Here is a 21,225-nt window from a genome sequence, read left to right on the forward strand (position 1 = left end):
CGCTGCGACGGGCAGCTGCAGCAGCCACACGGGCGTGCGGAACCGGCCGTCGTACAACACGTGCATGGCGTACAGCAGGGTGTGCCAGACGCTGAGGACGTACACCAGCAGGATCGAGGCGTGCAGCTCCCGCCATATCCGCGCGCTGATCACCCTGCGCGTGTAGTCGGCGAGACCGAGCGGGGCTGCGGCTGGACGTTCGCGCCGCCCTCATCGACGCCACTGCCGCCGAGACGGCGCGGAGCGCCGTACGGGCGCCGCGTGAGCTGGTCGTGACGCTGCCCAAGGGACCTTCTTCTTCCAGCTTCGCGACGGCTGCCAGCGCCGCCTCCTTTGCCGCTTCCACGTGCCGTCTGGCGAGCTGGACAGCGCGGTCGGCGTCTCGGTCGGTGATCGCCGCTGCGAGGTCGCGATACTCCTACTCGGACTTCTCTCGGGCCGGGAATGCTGAGCGAGAGCCGGCGCAGCGCGTGGATGCGGGCGTGCAGCGGCGCGAGGGTGGACTCCAGCAGCGCGTTCCTCGCCCCAGCCAGCAACAGGTCGCCGAAGTGGTAGATCGACGAGAGCTGGTCGTCGTCGAATTTGCCCGGCCGGGTGAGCTTGACCAGTTCCAGGACCTCGAAGTCCGTGGCACTCCTGACGAACAGCGCCGCGGCCTCGGACTCCAGCGCCGCGCGCACCTCGTACAGCTGCCGGACCTCGTCGCTGCCGAGCACCGCGACCCGCACGCCCTCGCGGCCCGACGTCTCGACGAGGCCCAGCGTCTGGAGGTGGAGGACCGCCTCGCGGATCGAGGTCCGGCTCACACCGGTGAGCTCCATCAGCTCGCGCTCGGTGACCTCCGGCATGCCGTCTCCTGGATTTGTATGACGTAAGTCAGTCATACGCCAATGCCAAGGTCAACCTCCAGCGGACACGTCCACACGCTAGCAATGCGCCGCAATCAATGCTCATGGTCGACGACGTGACCTTCTCAGCCGTCCTTGTCCGGCCTCGTCATTGACCCTGCATAGTACGTCTGCTTTGGTACGTCATACAAAGTCCGACTCTGCCGGGCAGGGACGACCTTCTGTCCGCGCACGTTCGCGGAGCGCCGCACCCACGAACGGCCACCGGCATCGTTCCGGGCAAGAGCTCCGATCCCACCCCCACCAGCGTCTTTCTAAGGAGGAAGGATGTTGAGTCGATCGGACGGCAAGGAGCACAGGAGACGTCCCCGGATATTCGCGGCAATGGTGGCCGCCGTCATGGCCGCCGGCCTCGCGGCCGGATGCTCGTCAGGATCGTCGGACGCAGGCGGGGGCTCGTCCGGCGGCATGCTGCGCGTCGGCGTGGTCGCCAGCACGATCTCCACCCTCGGCGCCTACACCAACGTGCGGTCGCAGGACTTCTACGTGCGCAACGCGGGGATGTTCGAGCCGCTCGCCCACCGGACGAAGGAGGGGCCCTCCAGGTGGGCGCTCGCCACCGGCATCACGCACAACAAGGACAACACCGAGTGGAAGGTCAAGCTCCGTCCGAACGTCAAGTTCCACGACGGGTCCCCGTTCGGCGCGGACGACGTCATCGCGGTCTTCAAGCGGCTCCTCGACAAGAAGAACGCGCTCATCGAGCGCAACTTCATCGACTTCATGGACCCGGAAGGCATCGAGAAGGTCGATGACCTGACGGTGAAGTTCACGCTGCCCAAGCCGTACGGGCCGTTCGAGTTCGCCGTCACCAACCGCACCATCATCTTCGACAGAAAGGGATCCAAGCCCGAGCAGGCGATCGGGACGGGTCCGTTCAAGCTCTCCAAGTTCGCCCCCGGACGGGAGACGGAGCTCCAGAGGTTCGACGGCTACTGGGGGCCGAAGCCCAAACTCGACAAGGTCAAGGTCATCAGCTTCAAGAGCGTGGAGTCGGCGACCAACGCGCTGATCGGCCGGCAGATCGACGCGAGCTCCAACGTTCTGCAGACCTCGCTGCCGACGATCGAGAAGACGCCGGGCCTGAAGGTCATGAAGAGCGACAACGTCCTGAAGGTCGGCATCTACACGCGCGTCGACAAGCCGCCCTTCAACGACGTGCGCGTCCGCCAGGCGATGCAGCTGATCATAAACCGCAAGCTCGCGCTGTCCAACGCCTTCGACGGCCTCGGGGTGCTGGCGAACGACCACCCGGGCTTCGGCACCTGCCTGCCTGACGTCCCCCAGCGAGTACAGAACCTCCCCCAGGCCAAGAAGCTGCTCGCGGACGCCGGGAAACCGAACCTCACCGTCGACCTGGAGACGCCCGCGAACAAACCCGGCATGCTCCAGTTCGTCCAGATCCTGGCCGGGGACGCCAAGAAGATCGGCGTGACCATCAACGTGAAGAAGATGGAGCTCGGCGCCTACCTGGAGAAGTGGGGCGAGCGGACGTTCTACACCAGTTACGACACGCGTCCCTACATGGAGGCCGTGGACGAGCAGATCAGCACGGACGCCTCGTTCAACCACCAGCACTGGCACGACCCGGAGTTCGAATCGCTGGCCAACAAGCTCTACGCCACCGCCGACGCGCAGGAGCAATGCGAGATCCAGAAGAAGCTGAAGAAGATCGAATACGAGCGCGGCGCGAGCATCCTCGCCGCGTCGAACCCCGTCGTGAGCGTGTACTCCTCGAAGGTGCACGGCCTCGAACCGGAATTCCCCTCGGGGAACCTGTACCACTTCACCAAGGTCACCATCGACCATTGAGCAGGTAGAACGGCGGCCCCCCACGCGAAACCGGGCCCCCACGCGGAGGTATCTCCGCGTGGGGGGCCGGTTTCGGTCGTGGCAGGTGTTTGCGTCGGGGACGTGGGGTGGTGCCCCTAATCTCCCAGGTTACGGTCAGTGGCCTGACGGTCACTGGTGATCGTTTCGCGGAGGCGCGGGGATGTTCGGGGATCTGGTGCATCTGGCCGGGGACGTGACGCAGTACGTGACCTTGGCGGCGGGCGCCTATGGGGGCGCGGTGCTGGCGCGCACGCAGGACCAGGCGGCCGATGCCGCGGTGAGGGTCGGGCAGCGGCTGGCGCAGAGGATCTTCGGCGTCCGCGGAGAGGACGAGGAGGTGCCCGAGGCGCTGGCCGATGTGATCGACGATCCCGACGACGGCGACAATCAGGCCGCGTTGCGCAAGGCCGTCCGCAAGGCCTTGGCCGGCGATGCCGAGCTGGCTGCTCAGGTCCGGCAGTGGGGCCAGGTCCAGGAAGCGCACAAGACGAGGGTGCGGGTGATGACGTCCGGGGAGCGGTCTCCGGCAGTGCACACCAACCACGGCATCATCGCCACCGGCGACGGCAACACCCTCACGCGGTGACCGGGCATGATCGACGACGACACAACGGGAGCCGAGGAGCAGCGGGTCAGTTCTTCACCCGCCGCCCATTTACAGACTTCAGGGCCCGGTCGCCGGGGGTCGGCGTCAATCTCGGCAGCGTCAAACCGGTGATGAGATCACGCAGGCCGCGGTGTCGCTCCCGGCACCGGAGACGGTGCGGCCAGCCGCGCGGATCATCGGATTGCCGCGCCCGGACACGTCGGTCTTCCTCGGACGCCACGACGACTACCAGCGGCTTGAACAGGTGCTAACCACCGCCGATGAGACGGTCGTGGTGACGCAGCCCCTGTACCGCATGGGCGGTGTGGGCAAGTCGGGGATGGCGTTGCAGTACGCCAACCGGGCTCGGGAGCGATTTGAGGCGGTGTGGTGGGTTACCGCCGAGAGCCCGCAGCAGGTGGAGGCGGGGCCGGCCGGGTTGACCCACGAGGTCTTACGGAACAGCGGCGGCGACCCGGGCGGACGGCGGGTGAAGGCGGCCAGCACACGCTTCTCCAACGTCTCGGGGACGATCTTGCGGCGTGCTGTTCCCTCATACGGTCTAGAACTGACGATGATCATTGACACCTGGGTCTCCGACGTACTACGGAGATCCACATGTCAGAGCTCAGCCCCCAGCTCGATCGGCCCAACCCTCCCCTTGACCGTGAGGCCAAGCGGCGCCTGGCCGTCATCCGCCACGTCGAGGAGGTCACCGGCAACGTCGCGATGACGTGCCGGTACTTCGGCATCAGCCGGCAGGCCTACTACCTCTGGTACCGCCGCTACCAGGCCGAGGGCGTCGAGGGCCTGCGCACCCGCTCCCGACGCCCGAAGACGAGCCCGAACGCCACGCACGTCGAGGTGGTCGGGAAGATCATCTATCTGCGGCAGAACTATCACTTCGGGCCCGAGAAGATCGCGATGTACCTCAAGCGGTATCACGACGTCACGATCTCCAAGTCGGGCGTATGGCGGATCCTCAAGCGCCTGGACATGGGCCGCCTGCCGGCCTCGCAGCGCTACAAGCGGCACGACAAGCGGTGGAAGCGATACGAGAAGCAGCTGCCCGGCCATCGCGTTCAGATCGACGTGAAGTTCATCGAGCCCATCGCCGGGACGACCGGCCGTCGCGGCGGCCGCAACAAGTACTACCAGTTCACCGCAATCGACGACTGCACACGCCTGCGCGTCCTGCGCATCTACCCGACCCTCAACCAGAAGACCGCCATCCAGTTCCTGGACTACGTGCTGTCCCGGCTGCCGTTCCAGGTCGAGGTCATCCAGACGGACAACGGGTCTGAGTTCCAGTCGGCGTTCCACTTCCACGTCCTAGACAAGGGCATCGCGCATACCTACATCAAGCCGCGCACGCCGCGGCTGAACGGAAAGGTGGAACGCTCGCATCGCATCGACGCCGAGGAGTTCTACGCCATGCTCGACGGCGTCCTGATCGACGACGCCGAGGTCTTCAACGACAAGCTCCGCGAGTGGGAGGACTACTACAACTACGATCGGCCGCACGGCGGCCTCGGCGGCCAGACTCCCTACGAACGCCTCAAGCAGAAGACCCAGGCTCAGGCGTAAACGATCTACGTCGGTTGCACATCCACTGTGCCGTCCGTTGGCTTCTTGGGCTGGGCGCGATCGGCGCGATGGATCAGTTGATCATCAGGCATGTGTCCCATCCGGAGATCGGCGGCTTAGCGTCAACGGCGGAATGCAGGGCGAGCGCGAGACCGGTCCGGCCCTCCAGTAATCCGGCGGTCTCAGGCCGCTCCGCGGCGTGCCGGGTGAGCACTTCGGTGAGGTGTGGCAGCCGTGTGCTCATCTGCGAGGTGAGCGCGTCCCGCGAGGCTCGAAGGGTGGTCTGGTACAGACCGGCCCAGCCGTGGCACAGGCTCGCATCGATGATCTGGTCGAGCTGGGTGGGATCGGAGAGGCACGCGACCAAGCTGTCCTCGGCCAAGTGACGGCGGTGGTCGTCACCGGTGGCGATGCCGGCCAGTTGCTGGGCACGCGCGAGTCCTGGCGTGCCGTAACACCAGCTCGGTCGCCCGGGGCCAGACTGGTTCGGGCGGCCGGTAGGTAGGTCGTCCATCGTGATCCATTGCGGCCACCAGGTTCCGAAGTTAGTGCGCCGGCGCCAGGTGTCCAGAAAGGCGCAGATCCGTCCGATCGCATCGGTATGCCGATCAACGGTGATCCCGGCGCGCATGGCTTGGGCGAGCAGCGCGAGCGGCCCGGCGACGCCGTGGGCCATGCCGAGGTTCGCATGCCCTCCGCGGAGGCCGCTGGAATCCCTCAGGTTGGGGCCGTGCCGCGCCCACCAGCCAGGTAGTGACCGCCCGTCGGTGCGTAGCGGCTCGGTCAGGCGGACCAGGTATTGCAGGATCCGGCCCAGCGCATCGTTGCCTGGAGTGCGGGTGAGGAGGTACGCGCCGATCCCGGTCAGCCCGTGCAGCAGGTCGTACTCGGCGAACGCTGGACGTTGACCACGGCGGATGCGTTCGAGGGCGAGATCGACTCGGCGGTGTGCCAACGCGGTGAGATGGGTGTCGATCCGCCTTAGAGTGGCGCCGTAACGGGTGGTGCCGCCAGCGTCGGCTGCGCTGAGGACGAAGGCGACCGCAGGCACGCCGAAGTACAGGCATGCGTGGTCGTCGGCGCTGATCTGGTTGTGGGTGGCCGCCTTAACCCAGGTGTGTGCGGTCTGCCAGCTGCCCAGGCCGGTGTGGGCGCGTTCGATGTGCAAGAGCACAATTCCTGCGGCGCCGGTGGCTAACGATTGGCGCGAATTGGGGTTTTGCGCGCGCAGTGTCGATGGTGTCAGGGACTGGGCGAGTGTCTCGGCGGCCTGGCGGACGGTCGGCGCGACGGCGGTCGGGGCGATCATTGCTGGTCCAGGTGGCTGCGGGCGAGCTGGCTGAGCGCGGCGGCACGGGCCAGGCTGTTGCTGACCCGCTCGCCTTCGGGGTCGCGCCCCAAGCACCGGACGTGGTGCAGGTGGAGTAGGGATCGCATTGTTGAGAAAGGTTCGCGCTGGTCGGCTAGGTGGGTGCGGTAGGTGGTGAGCGCCTTTCTCCGTCTGTTCCAGGTCTCCACCACGTCGTCGCCGCCGGGAAGGGCGCGCATCGTCGCGTGTTCGTGGAAGGGGTTGGCCAGCTCTACCGCCTGATCGCGCAGCGCGTTTCCCGGTCTTGCCTGATGCGGGAGCTGGTCGATGAGCCAGTTCAGGCCACGCGTGGGGGTCTCGGCGTAGGAGGAGGCGAGGTCGACCATGCTGGCTGCGGCGAGTGCCCGTGCCGATATCCCGATACGAGTTGCCAGAGCGAGCTGGGCGAGTGCGGCGGCCGAGTCTGCGGCAAAGACGTCCTCCGCTGACGTCGCCGCCTGACCATGGCCGAACCGTCCAGTCTCAGGATGGTAGGTGCCCAACCGCAGGTGTGGCACCAGGCCGCGGTCACGTAGGTCGGCGGCCCAGCGGCCGACACGGGCCGCAGCGGCGCCGTAGTCATCGGATCCCGACAGCCGTACATACATCTCTAGGTATCGCTCATCGGTGGGGCGGGTCATATCCCGGTGCCGGGAAAACCACCAGAAGGGCTGCTCGTTCCAGGCGTCGAACAGGGAAGGCAGATAATCGATGAGGATCTCGTTCTGCCGCGCAGGGTGACCGCCGATTTGCGCATAGAGCACTGGCGCAAATCCTGGCAGGTGGCCGCCCCAACGTTCGGTCGTGCGCTCAACCCTGCGGGCCGTCGGTCTCGGCTTTCGTGTGTCTGATCGGTTTCCGGCGACCGTGGCAGGGGCGGGGAGGAGAGGAACGAGGATTTCGTGTGCGCGGCCGAGCCAGGCCAGGTCGCTGGGATCGGGCGCCTCGCGAAGCTCCACCTGACGGGCCCGTTCGAGCCGGGTGCGCAACAGCGCCCGGTGCAGGTCGTGGGCCAGATTGAGCGGCAAGCGCTGCTCACTCTCACACAAGACGATGGTCGACGGAACGCCTAGTCGACGACGCCATGCTTGGAACGCCTGGTCCCAGTCCGGCCAAGCAGTGCCCTGCGCGGGCAGGTCGTCTGCGGTCAGCCGCCAGCGGGCCGCCGACAAGATGGTGCGGCCACAGCGTAGGCGCGGCAGATAGGGCAGGCGGGCGGCTGCTCCCCAGTCGAAGGCCGTGTAGACGGCGCGGCGAGCCATGGTGACCTCGGCGAGGAACCGCGCAAGGGGTGGGGTGAGCACGCCGGCCTCCAGTGCGTGCAGCACCCGCGGCTCGATCCGCCTGCCGGTCGACAGTTGGAGGAGATGCATTTCCCGGGCGTCCGCGGTGACCGCTAGGTCGTCTACGGCGATCACACCGCGGTCGCCGGGGTGCCGATGCTCTGCCAGCGAGATCATCTGGCGGAGTAGCTGCGGCGTGCGGGCGACGTTCTCGCTACTGCGTCGCCGTGGCGGAAACGACAGTTGCACCGCCACCGCGTCGTCGTCACTCACCGCCTGGTAGAGGCGGGAGAGCCGGTCGCGCTCGTGGTCGGGCAGCAGGTGAGTGAACCGTCCGGCCATGCTGCTGCTTGAGCGAGGGGTCCCGACCACTGCAACACCGAAAGCCCCGTGGGAGACCGCCTCCAGCGAGGGGGCGTGAAGCTGGAAGACCAGCTCTGCGTACGGGGGAGGAAGAACCTCATCCTGATCACCAACGGTAAGAGCGCTGATGACGTCCTCGGTCAGCACGATTTCCTCGCGACCATCAAGCATCGCGTGCTGGACCAAGGCCAGCAGGGTGTGATCTCGTTCGGTCAGCGCGCGGGCTGGGGTGCCGTACGGCGAGCCGATATAGCCGGCGGGCAGACCGAGCCCGCTGTCGGCCACCAGGTCACGAAGGGGCACGACGGCATTAATGCCGTACCTGGCCTTGAAACGGACGTGGAAGTCCTTCCAGTGCGGAAAGCCGAACGGGTAGGGCGTCAGCCGCAGCAACGTCGCGGCGGCGCGCTCGGCCTCGCGAAACACCGTGCCAGGTAGAGTGATGTTGCAGTCCAAGCTCACATCGACAGCCAGCGACTGCCCGGCCGTGCCGGACACCGCTCGCATGCGGTCGACCAGCCCAGTCCAATCCTCTTGGGCGATATCCGGCACTGCGACAGAGCTCAGGCGCGAAAGATCGTTCTGGAGCGCCGTCAACTGCGCCGTTAATTCAGCGGCCTCGTGTATCTGCCCAAAAACGGCCGTCCGTAGGTGCGTGTGAACGTGCCTCAGCGGTTCGGGAGCCGACATTGGCGCCCGAAGTACGGTGACCAAGATATGCCGGGCGACGAGTGCAGCCAACATCGCTCGGACCTGTTCGGGCGTCGCGGCTGGGTGTTCCGCGCACAGCCATTTGGCCAGCTCACCGAAAGGCAACGGTTCTCGGGCGGCCTGAACCGCGGTACGCACCAGGCCGGTGAAGCGCACGGAGATCTCTTCCGGGGCCACCTGGCCGGGGTTGGTGTCCGATGGTTGACCGGAAATCACGAGCCGATCGCCGCGCACGTAGGCGGTGTTGTTGACCACCACGGGCAACCGTTCCAGCAGGCCGGGGTTGCGTTCGAGATCGTTGATGAGGGCACCGAGCCACGTCGCATCTGCCTGCGCCACCGCCCGGTGCTCTCGGCCCCATCGCACCATCGGCGTTCTGCCGACATCGATGACCGCGACACCCGCGAACAGCCCGAAGGGCGTCGCGCGGCCTCGCCAGCGCAGAATGTAGGAGGCCAGCGAGAGCACGACTCGGCGCATCTGCCGGGCGTCCGGTCGCTCCTCCAGCGTCTGCTGGATCCGCTTGCAAAGCGCCGGGCTAGCTAGCTGCACCGCCTGGCGGACCTCGCCGCGCTGCCAGGTCCGCGCCAGCCAGGCGCGCCCCTGCTCCACGACGGCCTCGCCGAACACATCCACATCGTCGGGAAGTTCCAGCCCACCGGAATCGGTCGTGGCGCGAATCAAGGCTAGGCCGGCATGCCGATACGACGCTCTCGCTGCCATGAGTGCTCGCCTTCGTTCCACCCTCGTTTCTCTGCCGACGGCTTTGTTGTGCGCCGAACGTGTGCTCGCCCGGCGCACAACTGACCGGCAGAACGTCAGGCGGGGTAGGCCATGGTGGAGGTGCAGGCGGTGCCGTCACAGGTGGAGCCGCAGTTGTCGCTGGTGCTCAGCAGCAGATTGCCGACCGGCTGGGATGCCTCGACCACGCGCACGTCCAAGGCGAACTCCTCCTCCAGGTCGCGGGTGTCTGCGAGCGCGATGCCACCCGAGACAGTGTTGTCTCTGCTCATCTCGATCACTTCTCCTTACTCTCCTTACTCGGTCGGAGATTCCGGATACCTAACTCACGGTCGACAGCCGGGCCGCCGGCCAGGAGACCGCGATGTGAACATGGCGCTTGCTGACGATCAAGCCGTCGGGCAGCCTCTCCTTGGGGGTGTGCGCCGGATAGACGGCGAACTGCGGGCCGGTTCCCGTGCGGTGGGCGCGGTCCCACACCCTGACCTGCTCGGCCAGCGCCTCAGCCAGCCGTGTGGCGGCAGGCCCAAAGGCATCAGCGCCGAGTTCGACCTTCGTCTCGTCCAGTGAGCGCACGGTGAGGTAGGCGAAACTCGCGCCCTCGACCACGGCGGGGCTGGCGATGCGGTTCACCGGGCGGACCGGGCCGCTGTCGCGTTCCTTGTCCACCGACAGGAGGCAGAAGCCGTCCAAGGCCGTTGCCAGCCACAGCTGCAGCGTGTCGAACGGCTCCCTGCGGCCGATCGTCACGCCGGACCACACTCGGGCCTGCCCAGCCTCGAAGGCGCCGTTTAGCAGCTCAGGATCGGCCGGACACCCATCGTCGAACCTCAGCCCGATCTCCTCGCCGCGCAGCAACAACAGCCGCTCGGAGTGTTGCCCGGCTCCCTGCATCGCGACGAAACCGCAGATCTCCGATGAGCGGCTCTCCAGATGCTCGCCGGCACGCGTGAAGGTGATCGATCGGGTCAGTCCCCGGATCCGCAGCGGCACCGTGATGGACCCGCCCACGGTGAGCTGGTTCACCCACGCTGGCGGGATGTCCCATGCCCCGACCGTAACCATGATCCGGTCGAAGGGAGCCTGCTGCGCGCATCCCTGCTCCCCGTCGGCTGCCACGACTTCGACGCGGGAGTACCCGGCTCCCTGGAGGCAGCGGCGGGCACGGTCGACCACGTAGGGGTCTATGTCGATCGTGGTGACCCGGCCCTCCGGACCGACCAACTCCGCCATCAGTGCAGCGTTGTAGCCGCCCGACCCGATTTCCAGCACCCGCATGCCCGAGCCCAGGTCGGCCTGCTCCAACATCATCGCCTGGATCTGCGGGGCAGAAACCGAGCTGATCGAGATCCCGCGCTCATCTCGCCTGGTGACCAGGTGATCCTGGGCGTACGCCTTCTCCATGGCTACCTCGGGAGCGAACAGGTGCCGCGGAACCGTACGGAAGGCGGTCTCAACTGCTCCTGAAGTGATCACACCGTCCGCGACGAGTTGGTCTGCAAGCCTGTTGCGCAACTTCTCCGCGCAAGCTGAGGCAGCATCATCAATCACTGGCCGTATCCCTCTCTCTCGGTAATGCGCGCCGCAGATCAACTCTGGGGGCAAGGTCCTGGTTCCCGTGGCAGGTTCGTGGATTCTTTCTGCCGGATCCCGGTGTCGCTGACTATTAGACCGAATTACTGCCAGTGGTCTCAATCAACGCCTTGAGCAGGCTTGCTCCGTCGCAACGCCAGATCTCCTGCTCACCATTGGCAGCAACCCATCTACCTCCCCGCAGGTCAGCGACGATGGCCCAGCCAGGGAAGCTTTCACGAAGCCGCATCAGAAGGTTGTCTGCATCAATTTGTTCGACACAATCTGGCCGATCTATTCCATTCCGGTCAGAACCGGAGAATTTCAACGCTCCCCTGGTCAAGCTGAAGTCTTGTTCGCTCTCTCGCATGGCCACGGCGATCACATCCGACAACCCGACGCCGCTGCGCTGATCGACTCACGCGCTTGTGCAATCGTCGTCGCCGCGCCAGCGTCGAGGCTACAGGCGCGCAAACTTCGCAATTCGCCGATGGCGTCGCAAGTAGAAAGTGTCACGGGTTGTCCCAAGCGTCAGCGAGTGGCACGTCCCGGCAGGAACCGGTGCCACCTGAACACTGACCGATCGCGACCGTAGGCGTCTAGGAGCTTGCACCAAATTGCAAGCGCTGACGCGCAGCCTCGATCTGCTCACGAGCCGCCGGGCCATACACGGCCTGACCTCTAAGCATCTCGAACACTTTCTCGAAGTAGGCGATGTCATAGGGGCGGGTCGACTGAAATGCCCCGGACCAGAACTCTTGCCAAACGTGCCGCTGGTCGAACAAGTAGAAGCCTTCGCCCGGGAAAAGCGTTGGGTGTAGTTCTTTCTGACGGAGTGGGCTGATCAGCCGGTCGGGTCGTACTGGTCCTGGTGGACGCGGTTGTGTTCTTGGCCGAGGTGGTGGTTCCAGTAGGTCGGGAAGTGGCCGTTGGCGACCACGGTTCGCAGTTTTAGAACGGCCTCTGCTCCCTCCAGGCCCCATCTGGCGCCGCTGATGTCCAGGCGGTCGGCGATGATGTGACGGACCGCTCCCTCGATGACGCCGGTGGCGATCGGCCACCCCGCTTCCAATGCCTGGTCATAGCGCAGGAACGCGGCGTGGTTGGTCAGGTAGCGGACGCAGATGTTGATCTGGTCCCGACGGTGTTCGCCGAGCGCGGCGGCCTGGGCGTTCAGGGCGGTGGTGACCTGGTCGATGTGTCCGGCCAGCAGCGCCACGGCATGGGTGGCGACCCAGTCCTCGGCCGCCGAGTCGCCGGGCCGATGCAGGTCCCAGGCACAGGCCCAGAGCTTCTCCATTACGTGAACGAAGTCGATCACGATGTGGATCGCTGTCTTGCGCCGAGCCGCCTCAGCCCGGACCAGATTGAGCTGGTGGCGGGCGCCGTCGACCAGCACGATCCAGGTTCGGGCATGGGTGGGATCGCGGGATTGGGCGTGATCGAAGACCTGGGCGATCACCTCGCCGGGTTCGGCGGCCACCGAACCACACAACCACTTGCCGGTCGCGTGCGGTCCGGGCCGCGGCGGCCGGGGACCGCGGCGCCCACCGGGAACGGCGATCACGTCGTGTGGGCGGCGGGGTGCCGGGGCGGCGTCGTAGACCGCCCCGAGGGTGGCCATCCTCTTGCGGGCGGGCTTCTCCCCGGCGGCCAGGCGGGTGCGGAAGGTGCGCACGGCGCGGGCGGCGGCTTTGGCGGTGGCCGGGCGCAGCGCCTCGGGCCGCATCACGATTCCCTTGGCGTCAGTGGACAGGACCAGTAGTTCGTCGGCGGTGCGCGGCACCGGCGTCACCGAGGCGTTGAAGGTGTCGATATCGACCGCCGCGCGTCGCACCAGCTCAAGGAGCTGCCGTTTGCCGATCACGTTCCCGCAGCGGGCACCGATCGCCTCCAGCGCGTTATCGAACGAACCCCGCACCGCCTCCACCGCGGCCAAGCGCGCCAGACCGTGCGAGTGCCGCCCGGCCGGTAGTGACAACGACCCATCGGCCGGATGCAGATACCCGGTCCCGGCGGCGCGCCAGGCGCAGCGGGTCACGGTCACCGTGCCGAACACCGTGGCCAGCAGCCGATGATGCCCGACCTCCAGCCGGCGCCGCGGGATCCCGTCGTTCCCGGTGATCCCGCCGCCGGTGCCGCGAAGGCGCTCGGCAGCCCGGCGTTCACGCTCGGCCCGCAGATCCAGATGCGCCTGCAGCAACAGCCGCTGCAGCTCGCGCCCCTGCTCGACCAGCAGGTCCTCCAGCCGATCGTGACTCAACGACAGAGCCTGGAAGTCGGCGAGCTGTCCGATCAGACAGTTGAATGTGTTCCTCGCGGCCGCAAAGACGTCAACATCGGCCCCGGCGACGTAGCTTCTCATCGCGGGCTCTTCTTCCCGGCGCGGTCTGGTTCTTTGAGGTGTGGTTGCCTTCGAACCTGCACCGGGGAAGAGCCCGCCGCAATCACCTGGCCGGTGACGAGGCGATGCCTTCTGGCCCATCGCCTGACCCGGCGGCCAGCTCGCCGGCCGCCGCTGCGGCCAAGGCGAACAGTCCCGGCTCGTTCTCTGTCGTCCAGCCGCGTTCGACCAGCCGCTTCAGCTTGGACCGCAGCCCCTCCCGCTTGGCCGCCGAGTCCTCCAGCCCCATCGCGGCCGCGATCTGCCCGGCCCGCATCGGCCCGGCCGCATCGGTCAGGATCTCCACCGCGTCTCGGTACGCGGTCGGCAACGCCGCGGCCGTCATGCCCGGCCGCCACGGCGGCACCGTCAGCACCCCAATCGGCGAGGATGCCACCTCACCAGAATCATCAACAGGGCCGGACGTAGTCACCGGTCCCTCCAGGGGCCCGGCGGCCTCACCCACCACCTCTTGCACGGTTTCCCGAGTGATGACCAGCCGAGAGAACCGGTCCTCCTCGGCTTCCAGCACCCCGTTCAACTCGGCGATCTCTTCCCGGATCTCCTCGATCCGCTGCCGGACCGCAGCCTCCCGCCGCGCCAGCTCCTCAAACAGTGAGCTCATCGTGGTCGCCTCCACCCCGAACGGTAGAAGACGCCCCATCCACAGCGACCAAACCCTCAAGGCCCCTGCTCAGCCAAGTCCTTCACGAGGAACCGCACCCGAATCTGCTCAGATGCAAGCCCAGATCAAGATCACTGTTAACGACCTCCGAAAAGTACCTGCCCACAATCCGAAGGCCACAGGCGAGGAAGCCGTTTTACCCGATCGGAATGGCTATTTGGGACGTGCGTCCACATCCGGACATTGCCAACAGCGATCAACATCTCTATAGTTTTAGAACTGAAACCGCCGAGTCAATATTCATGACGAAAGTCGTCAATGAAATCTCTTTAGGGCGCGCCACCCAGAGGAAAGGATGTGACACTGGCGCAAAGAAGATCCTGCATATAGCTTGGCAAAACTGCGGATCGGCGGCCAACAGATCTAATCGACGAAACGGCTATGGGATGAGACGCACAAGGTTTCCCAATCTGAAGGGACACCCCTTCTGTCGTTCACTAGTTCTCCTTCTTTCATGTGTACTTTTACTGTCGTTCGCCGTGGAGCCCGCTCAGGCAGGCTACGAATCGGTGAACGCCTGCGCCAACGCCACGATCCGGGGCACCAACGGTGACGACAGGCTCACCGGCACCGATGGCGATGACATTATCGCCGCTGGTAATGGCAACGACATAATTGACGGCGGTAGGGGTAATGACGTCATCTGCGGTGATGTCGGCAACGACAGGCTGATCGGCGGTCCCGGCGACGACAAGCTGTACGGCGGCGACGGCGCTGACACCCTGCGAGGTGGATCCGGAAACGACTCCTCAGACGGCGGCAAGGGCAAGGATGCCTGTACCACCTCCACGACCTCCGAGAAGTTCGCCGAGTGTGAGTCCTGCCCACCAGATCCGGGCTTCACCACAAAAGTCAGCGGATCGCGCAACGCTAAGGCCACCGTTCGCTCCGAGGACCGAATCCCAAAGTTCGAGCTTGGTGTCCGCAGCGACTACTTCCGCAGCCGGATCGCGCTCACTAAACGTGTGGCCTTCACGTATGAGTTCAACTCCGACCGAAAGTTCGCCAAAGCTGAAATCACGATTCCGTACTTCCCAAAGGCCAAGGCGCTGCGTGGCGGGGGCAACCCCCACCTGCGTATCTACGGCTACGACGACAAGTACGGCCTGTGGTACCGGATGCCGGGCAAACACAAAGTCGACACCAAGAATCACACCGTCACGGCCACTGTGTCGCACTTCTCGCAGTACAGCATCTTCCCCGAGGACCCGCGCCTGAGCACCTACTGGGAGACCAAACCGGTCTGGTGCCTGGCCAAAGACGACCAGAACATCCCCAATTTCGATGTCTCCTTCGTCGTCGGTGGCTCGGCTGGCATGGCCGCCAGAGATCCAGATGGCAAACGTGTGGAGGCTGCTAAGAAGTTTGTCGATGCGATGCGAGCGGCCGACCAAGCCTCGGTAATCGGTTTCAATGACACCGCCACCACGCACCGCGGCCTCACCAAGCTCGACAACCCGGGCAACATCGGGCTCGTCAAGGAGGCGCTGGACAAGACCAAAACGGCCACCGGCGGCAACAACCTCGACGAAGCGGTCAAGGCGGCCACCCGCGAGTTGACCGTCGCCCCCGGGCGCGGCCGACCTCGGGTCGCGGTCTTGATCAGCGATGGCTCCGGGCCACTCAGTGACACCACCGTCAACGAGGCCCGTGAAAAAGACATTGCCTTCTACACAGTCGGCTTTGGCGATAGCGATACCAGGCTGCTGGAGAGCATCGCCAGCAGCACTGGCGGGCGGTTCCTCAAGTTGAAGGATGCCGCTCAGCTCCCGGAACTGTACACCGAGCTGGCTCGAGACCTGATCGACGACGGAACCGACACCGACGCCGACGGTGTCACCGACTGCGTCGAACGCCGCGGAGCGCTGACCGCGCACGGCGTCTACGCCGACGACCAGCCATTCAAGACCGGGCGCTACGTGCGCACCGACCCTACCAAGGCCGACACTGACGGCGACTCGCTGTCTGACGGCGCCGAACTCGGGCCGCAGCTCGACCTCCGTGCCAAGCCGGAGCTTGCCGAGCAGTACAAGTTCCTCGTCGATGCCGGCATCACCCGCTTCTTCAACCCGACGTCCAATCCCGCCGACGAGGACACCGACAGAGAGGGACTGAAGGACGCCGAGGAGAAGCAGCTCGGCACCAACGCCTTCATCGCCGACACTGACCGGGACGGCGCAACCGACTACGAAGAGGTCAGGGCCAGGGTCACCGATCCAACCGAGCCGAACGGCTGGATCTGGGCTGGCCAGAATGGCGACGGCGGACCCGCCCAGATTCCGGGACTGGATCCGCTGACGCTGGTCAAACCGGATGCGAACAACTACCCGTGGGAATTCGACATCCTTGGATGGGCCACCCAAGGTGACCGCAAGGGCGACTGCGACGTCGAGTGCAAGGAGATCTACGACTGGGCGCAGGAGGAGTACTCCAAGAAGGGCTGGCTGTGCAAACTCCTGACTACATGCCAGCCAGACGACATCCGTAAAGAATGGATCAATCAGGCCGTCGACGTCCAGGCGTTGTTCACCTATGACGACGGCCATTTGCGCCCCGACTACGTCCGGGACCATCTGGCGGACGCTTGCCAGGCACTGGCAGCCAGGCCGGAAGAATGCTTCTCCGAAACCATCGAGGAAAAGGCTGACAAGGAGTACTACTACCAGGACCTGCCCCAAGCCCTCGCCGAGATCCTGTCGGTAATCCCCGGTGGTGTCCGGCCACCCCGGCCAGACATCCAAGAGGCCCAAGGCAAGCTCGACAAGCTCGCCAAGCAAGCCTGCGCCGAGGTCCCGAGGGGACCAGGCCAGTCGGCGCAATCTTGGGGCAAGCAGGTGCACGCCCGCTTCGACGAACTCGTCAGGCAGAGCGGTGATGCTACTCTGTTCGGCGAGACCGGCTACCTGAACGGCAACATCGTCAACAAGATCGGCACTCGGTTCCCGAAGGGCACTACGGCCCCTGACGCTGGTTTCGGCACTCCACAACAGCCGGAGGCGCTCTTCGACCTGAAGACCGGAGAGAAGGGCATCACTGCCAAGTGGCTCAGAGACCTGGTTACTAACCTCAAGGGCATCGCCACTGGAGTTCCCGTCTTCAAGCTCATCTGCTGAGCTGAGCCCGACGTAGCTCGCTGGAAAGTCAACAGGTGATGGCTCCGCTCCACAGGCGGGGCCATCACCCGCGCCAGACCACTGTAAGTACCGGAGGTACGCTGTGAAGTCGGCTATCTGGAAGCGAGCGGTGGCCAAATACGTCGCTCCACGACTACCCGGGAGTTGGCTCGTGCAGGGCAGTCAACTCATCCAACAACCGGTGGAACACATAGCCTGCGTGATTAGTCGCCGCAACAGCAGTCACAGCTCCGCCTATTTCATGCACGCCCTGGTCGAGCCGCTCTATGTGTCTACCGATGTGTGGCAGGAGACCATGGCCGTGCGGCTAGGGCAAGCAACAGGCAATTCCTACTGGCCAGCGTTTGAGACCCTCGACGCTGGGGCGGAATCCATGGCCCGCCTCGTCGGCCTCATCAAGAGCGAAGCGCTCCCCTACTTTCTCCGCTACGGCGACCTAGAAGGGTACCACCGGCTGTGCGAGGAGTTCCACCAAGGCCGCGATGTCATCAACCCCAACATCCTTTGGTCGCAAGCGGCCACCGAACTCATGGCGGAACAGCACGTGGAAGCCATGGCCACCCTCCACCAGATTCGGCGCGTCGTTGACGCCGACGACGACCCAGCGCCCTGGATGCTCCAAATCGCCAAAGACGCCGATGCCTGCCACACACTGATCGGATCAGACGCCGCTGCGGCCCGCCGTTCCCTCCTCGAGACCGAGCAAAAGATGCGCACCCGATTCAAGCTCCCTCTCGCCCCCTAACGTCAGCATCACACCGACAGATCATGCGCGCTGTGCAGTGGGTGGGGACCCAGCCAACGCCAATGAGCATGGAAAAGCCTCGACCGCCAGGCCCAAGGTGATCAGAAGACGCGGTGGCGACCCAGTCCTCGGCCGCGGGATCGCCGGGGTGGTGCAGGTCCCATGCTCCTGCCCAGAGTTTTTCGATCACGTGAACCAAATCGATCACGATGTGGATCGCTGCCTTCCGCCGGGCGGTCTCAGCACGGATCAGATCGAGTTGGTGCCGGGCGCCGTCGATCAGCACGATCCAGGTTCGGGCGTGGGCGGGATCGCGGGCTTCGGCGTGGTCGAAGAGGCAGGCGATCACCTCGCCCGGCTCGGCAATCACCGAGCCGCACAACCACTTCCTGTCCGCGTGTGGGCCGGGTCGCGGCCGCCTGGTTCCCTGGCGCCCACCGGGAACGGCGATCACGTCGTGCGGGCGGCGGGGTGCGGGGGCCGCGTCGTAGACCGCTGCGAGGGTGGCCATCGGTTTGCGGGCGGGCTTCTCTCCGGCGGCCAGGCGGGTGCGGAAGGTGCGCACGGCGCGGGCGGCGGCCCTGACGATGGCCAGCCGCAACGCCTCGGGACGCATCACGATCCCTTTCTGGTCAACACTGACGATCAGCAGTTCGTCGGCGGTGCGCGGGATCGGCATGACCGAGGCGTTGAAGGTGTCGATATCGACCGCCGCGCGTCGCACCAGCTCCAACAGCTGCCGTTTGCCCACCACGTTCCCGCAGCGGGCACCGATCGCCTCCAGCGCGTTATCGAACGAACCCCGCACCGCCTCCACCGCGGCCAAGCGCGCCAGACCGTGCGAGTGCCGCCCAGCCGGCAGCGACAACGCCTCGTCAGCCGGATGCAGATACCCGGTCCCGGCGGCCCGCCAGGCGCAGCGGGTGACCCTCACCGTGCCGAACACCGTGGCCAGCAGCCGATGATGCCCGACCTCCAGCCGACGCCGCTGCACCCCGTCGGCCCCGATGATCCCGGCGCCGGTGCCGCGAAGGCGCTCGGCAGCCCGGCGTTCACGCTCGGCCCGCAGATCCAGATGCGCCTGCAGCAACAACCGCTGCAGCTCACGCCCCCGCTCGACCAGCAGATCCTCGAGCCGATCATGACTGAAGGACAGAGTCTCCGAATCGGTGAGCTGTCCGATCAGACAGTTGAGGGTGTTCCTCGCGGCCGCAAAGGCGTCAACATCGGCCCCGGCGACATACCTTTCCATCGCGGGCTCTTCTTCCCGGCACGGTTGGTTCTTCAGGTGTGGTTACCTTCGAACCTGCACCGGGGAAGAGCCCGCCGCAATCACCCGGCCGGTGACGAGGCAATGCCGTCCCGGCCATCGCTCAGCCCACCGCGCGGCCCGCCCGCCAGACCGGCGACCGGCTCACCGGCCGCCGAGGCGGTCAACATGAACAGTCCCGGCTCGTTCTCGGTCGCCCAGCCACGCTCGACCAGCCGCTTCAGCTTGGACCGCAGCCCCTCCCGCTTGGCCGCCGAATCCTCCAGCCCCATCGCGGCCGCGATCTGCCCAGCCCTCATCGGCGCGGCCGCATCGGCCAAGATCTCCACCGCGTCCCGGTACGCGGTGGGCAACGCCGAAGCCGTCATGCCCGGCCGCCACGGCGGCACCGGCAGCACCCCGATCGGCGAGGTCGCCGCCTCACCGGGATCAACCGGGCCGGACTCAGCCACCAGATCCTCGACCGTTCCGGCCGCCTCACCCACCACCTCTTGCACGGTCTCCCGGGTGATGACCAGCCGCGAGAGCCGGTCCTCCTCAGCCTCCAGCAGCCCGTTCAACTCGGCGATCTGTTCCCGGATCTCCTCGATCCGCTGCCGCACCACGGCCTCCCGCCGCGCCAGCTCCTCAAACAGTGAACCCATCGTGGTCGCCTCCACCCCGAACGGTAGGACGACATCACCCCCGGCGACCGAACGCTCAAAACCCCAGCTCACCCAGGTCCGTCAAGAAGAACCACACCCAAAAGCGTTCGTGGCGTACCGAGAGGGATGATCCCCAGTGCCACGTTCGGCAGGGCCGCCACCTGGACGAGGAGATCCAACTGCTCACCCATCACTTCAAGGCTGCCTAGAGCAGTGTGGAGGGTGGTGGCCTCCAACAAGAACGAGAACGTGGTTGATCCCTCAAAGACCAGGCGCTGGCTGGTCAGGCGGTTGCTCGCCGCCTCGTCGACATCATCGATCGGCAATCCGTGCAGGCGCGCCCAGATCAATCGCTGGCACCGCGCGTAGTTGAAGGTCTGCAAGATGCCGGGTATGTGCAGAGCCTCGTACACCCGCGCAAGTCTGGCCTGCTCATAGACCGAGCGGCCCCGCGCTTGAATCTCCTTCTGGCCCAGCTTCAGCCGCTCCCGATACTCCAGCCACATCTGCTCGACCTGCCGCCGGGCCGCGATCAGCTCCGGGATCTCTTCCTCCGCCCCACACGCGCTCGCCCACGTGCGGATATCGGTTTCCGGCAGATTCTTGCGCCCGTTCTCGGCCCGGGAGATCTTCGAGGGGTGCAGGCCGGTGCGCCGGGACAGCTCAGCGCCCGACAGCCCAGCGTTCAAACGCAGAGCCCGCAGGCGGACCCCGAACGCCTGTTTGGCCGCCTGGGACGGTTGCAGCTGTGACACCGAGCAACTCAGGCAGAGATCATCTGAGCCCGGAACGCATGGTGCGGCGTCGCCAGCGCCCACGCAGCGGCGAAGGCGTCCCGGCAATACCGCACCACGTCGGGATCGGTGGAGTACTGGATCTCCAGGCAGTAACTACCATCAGCATCCAAGACGTTGAAGATCACCCCTTGGCCGTCGATGACGAAACAATCGTTGCCCGGCAGCGCGACTGCGGACACCAGCCGACGCGGAAGCCAGCGCAGCTCTTCTCCAGCGTCCACTGCCGAGCCGCTCCACTCCACCGCCATCCGCTGATAGTCCGACAACGGTTCCGACACCACCCGCACTCGGCGAAACGTCCAGCCCTTGGCGGTCTCGGCTTCGATCACGCCGCGCCACGACTCGTACGAGGCCGCCAGCTTCTCGGTCTCACCCGCCCGCCATGCCACGAGAAGCTCGGCGTCAACCTCGTAGTGATCCCGCAACTCCACCTTGAGTACTTCCCGGGCGCCCCTGGTCAGGGTCTTGCGCTGCTCAGCCGAGATCAACTCCATAGTGCTCCTCCACGTACCTGCGAACGAAGTGTTCCATCGTCGAGCCCGACACCTCGCAGAACGTCTCGTCGTTTGCCAGCGCCACCAGCTGCGTGGCGACCTCCGTCCCCCGCCGCTTGCCCTGCACCACCCAGGAACCAC

The 21,225-nt window shown here is 65.8% G+C and carries 18 protein-coding genes; 5 read left to right on the forward strand and 13 right to left on the reverse strand.

The window, feature by feature from the left end; all coding sequences use genetic code 11:
• Positions 1–149 precede the first annotated feature (149 nt).
• Positions 150–884 carry a GntR family transcriptional regulator gene (locus ACH34S_RS24530; protein ID WP_395955125.1) on the reverse strand — a complete coding sequence of 245 codons (735 nt, stop codon included), beginning with the start codon at positions 882–884 and terminating at the stop codon, positions 150–152.
• A 291-nt stretch (positions 885–1,175) separates the two neighbouring features.
• Between ACH34S_RS24530 and ACH34S_RS24535 the strand changes: the two genes are divergently transcribed.
• From ACH34S_RS24535 to ACH34S_RS24545, 3 genes are all read left to right on the forward strand, one after another.
• Complete coding sequence (locus ACH34S_RS24535) at positions 1,176–2,720, forward strand: ABC transporter substrate-binding protein (RefSeq protein WP_395955126.1); 1,545 nt, start codon at positions 1,176–1,178, stop codon at positions 2,718–2,720.
• Between the two features lie 181 nt (positions 2,721–2,901).
• Positions 2,902–3,327 carry a hypothetical protein gene (locus tag ACH34S_RS24540; protein ID WP_395955127.1) on the forward strand — a complete coding sequence of 142 codons (426 nt, stop codon included), beginning with the start codon at positions 2,902–2,904 and terminating at the stop codon, positions 3,325–3,327.
• Between the two features lie 618 nt (positions 3,328–3,945).
• Positions 3,946–4,914: an IS481 family transposase gene (locus tag ACH34S_RS24545; RefSeq protein ID WP_395955128.1), complete on the forward strand. Its 969-nt coding sequence runs from the start codon at positions 3,946–3,948 to the stop codon at positions 4,912–4,914.
• A gap of 73 nt (positions 4,915–4,987) precedes the next feature.
• Here the strand turns inward: ACH34S_RS24545 and ACH34S_RS24550 are convergent, their stop codons facing one another.
• From ACH34S_RS24550 to ACH34S_RS24580, 7 genes are all read right to left on the reverse strand, one after another.
• Positions 4,988–6,223, reverse strand: coding sequence for a lanthionine synthetase C family protein (locus ACH34S_RS24550; RefSeq protein WP_395955129.1), 1,236 nt, complete (start codon positions 6,221–6,223; stop codon positions 4,988–4,990).
• Positions 6,220–9,342: a lantibiotic dehydratase gene (locus ACH34S_RS24555; RefSeq protein WP_395955130.1), complete on the reverse strand. Its 3,123-nt coding sequence runs from the start codon at positions 9,340–9,342 to the stop codon at positions 6,220–6,222. Before ACH34S_RS24555 ends, ACH34S_RS24550 begins: the two co-directional genes overlap by 4 nt.
• Positions 9,343–9,437: 95 nt before the next feature.
• Entirely contained in the window at positions 9,438–9,632 is a 195-nt protein-coding gene (locus tag ACH34S_RS24560) for an FxLD family lanthipeptide (RefSeq protein WP_395955131.1), read from the reverse strand.
• 49 nt (positions 9,633–9,681) lie between these two features.
• The gene (fxlM, locus tag ACH34S_RS24565; RefSeq protein WP_395955132.1) at positions 9,682–10,911 is read right to left on the reverse strand and encodes a methyltransferase, FxLD system; all 1,230 of its coding nucleotides are present in this window, start codon (positions 10,909–10,911) and stop codon (positions 9,682–9,684) included.
• A gap of 115 nt (positions 10,912–11,026) precedes the next feature.
• Positions 11,027–11,317, reverse strand: a complete 291-nt coding sequence (locus ACH34S_RS24570) for a hypothetical protein (protein WP_395955133.1) — start codon at positions 11,315–11,317, stop codon at positions 11,027–11,029.
• A 459-nt stretch (positions 11,318–11,776) separates the two neighbouring features.
• Entirely contained in the window at positions 11,777–13,297 is a 1,521-nt protein-coding gene (locus ACH34S_RS24575) for an ISKra4 family transposase (protein ID WP_395955494.1), read from the reverse strand.
• An 82-nt stretch (positions 13,298–13,379) separates the two neighbouring features.
• Positions 13,380–13,955, reverse strand: a complete 576-nt coding sequence (locus tag ACH34S_RS24580) for a hypothetical protein (protein ID WP_395955134.1) — start codon at positions 13,953–13,955, stop codon at positions 13,380–13,382.
• Positions 13,956–14,509: 554 nt separating this feature from the next.
• Between ACH34S_RS24580 and ACH34S_RS24585 the strand changes: the two genes are divergently transcribed.
• Both ACH34S_RS24585 and ACH34S_RS24590 read left to right on the forward strand, forming a co-directional pair.
• Positions 14,510–17,113: a VWA domain-containing protein gene (locus ACH34S_RS24585; protein WP_395955135.1), complete on the forward strand. Its 2,604-nt coding sequence runs from the start codon at positions 14,510–14,512 to the stop codon at positions 17,111–17,113.
• Between the two features lie 172 nt (positions 17,114–17,285).
• Positions 17,286–17,879, forward strand: a complete 594-nt coding sequence (locus ACH34S_RS24590) for a hypothetical protein (protein WP_395955136.1) — start codon at positions 17,286–17,288, stop codon at positions 17,877–17,879.
• Here the strand turns inward: ACH34S_RS24590 and ACH34S_RS24595 are convergent.
• From ACH34S_RS24595 to ACH34S_RS24615, 5 genes are all read right to left on the reverse strand, one after another.
• The gene (locus ACH34S_RS24595; RefSeq protein WP_395955137.1) at positions 17,857–19,131 is read right to left on the reverse strand and encodes an ISKra4 family transposase; all 1,275 of its coding nucleotides are present in this window, start codon (positions 19,129–19,131) and stop codon (positions 17,857–17,859) included. The two genes, ACH34S_RS24590 and ACH34S_RS24595, sit on opposite strands and share 23 nt — an antisense overlap.
• 80 nt (positions 19,132–19,211) lie before the next feature.
• Positions 19,212–19,808 (reverse strand): hypothetical protein, encoded by a 597-nt coding sequence (locus tag ACH34S_RS24600; protein ID WP_395955138.1) that lies wholly within the window; start codon positions 19,806–19,808, stop codon positions 19,212–19,214.
• Positions 19,809–19,861: 53 nt separating this feature from the next.
• Positions 19,862–20,548: a Scr1 family TA system antitoxin-like transcriptional regulator gene (locus ACH34S_RS24605; protein WP_395955139.1), complete on the reverse strand. Its 687-nt coding sequence runs from the start codon at positions 20,546–20,548 to the stop codon at positions 19,862–19,864.
• An 8-nt stretch (positions 20,549–20,556) separates the two neighbouring features.
• The gene (locus ACH34S_RS24610) at positions 20,557–21,084 is read right to left on the reverse strand and encodes a DUF6879 family protein (RefSeq protein WP_395955140.1); all 528 of its coding nucleotides are present in this window, start codon (positions 21,082–21,084) and stop codon (positions 20,557–20,559) included.
• Complete coding sequence (locus ACH34S_RS24615) at positions 21,065–21,214, reverse strand: hypothetical protein (RefSeq protein ID WP_395955141.1); 150 nt, start codon at positions 21,212–21,214, stop codon at positions 21,065–21,067. Before ACH34S_RS24615 ends, ACH34S_RS24610 begins: the two co-directional genes overlap by 20 nt.
• Between the last annotated feature and the right edge of the window lie 11 nt (positions 21,215–21,225).

It is taken from the genome of Actinomadura sp. 3N508 (assembly GCF_044326375.1).
Lineage (GTDB): Bacteria > Actinomycetota > Actinomycetes > Streptosporangiales > Streptosporangiaceae > Spirillospora.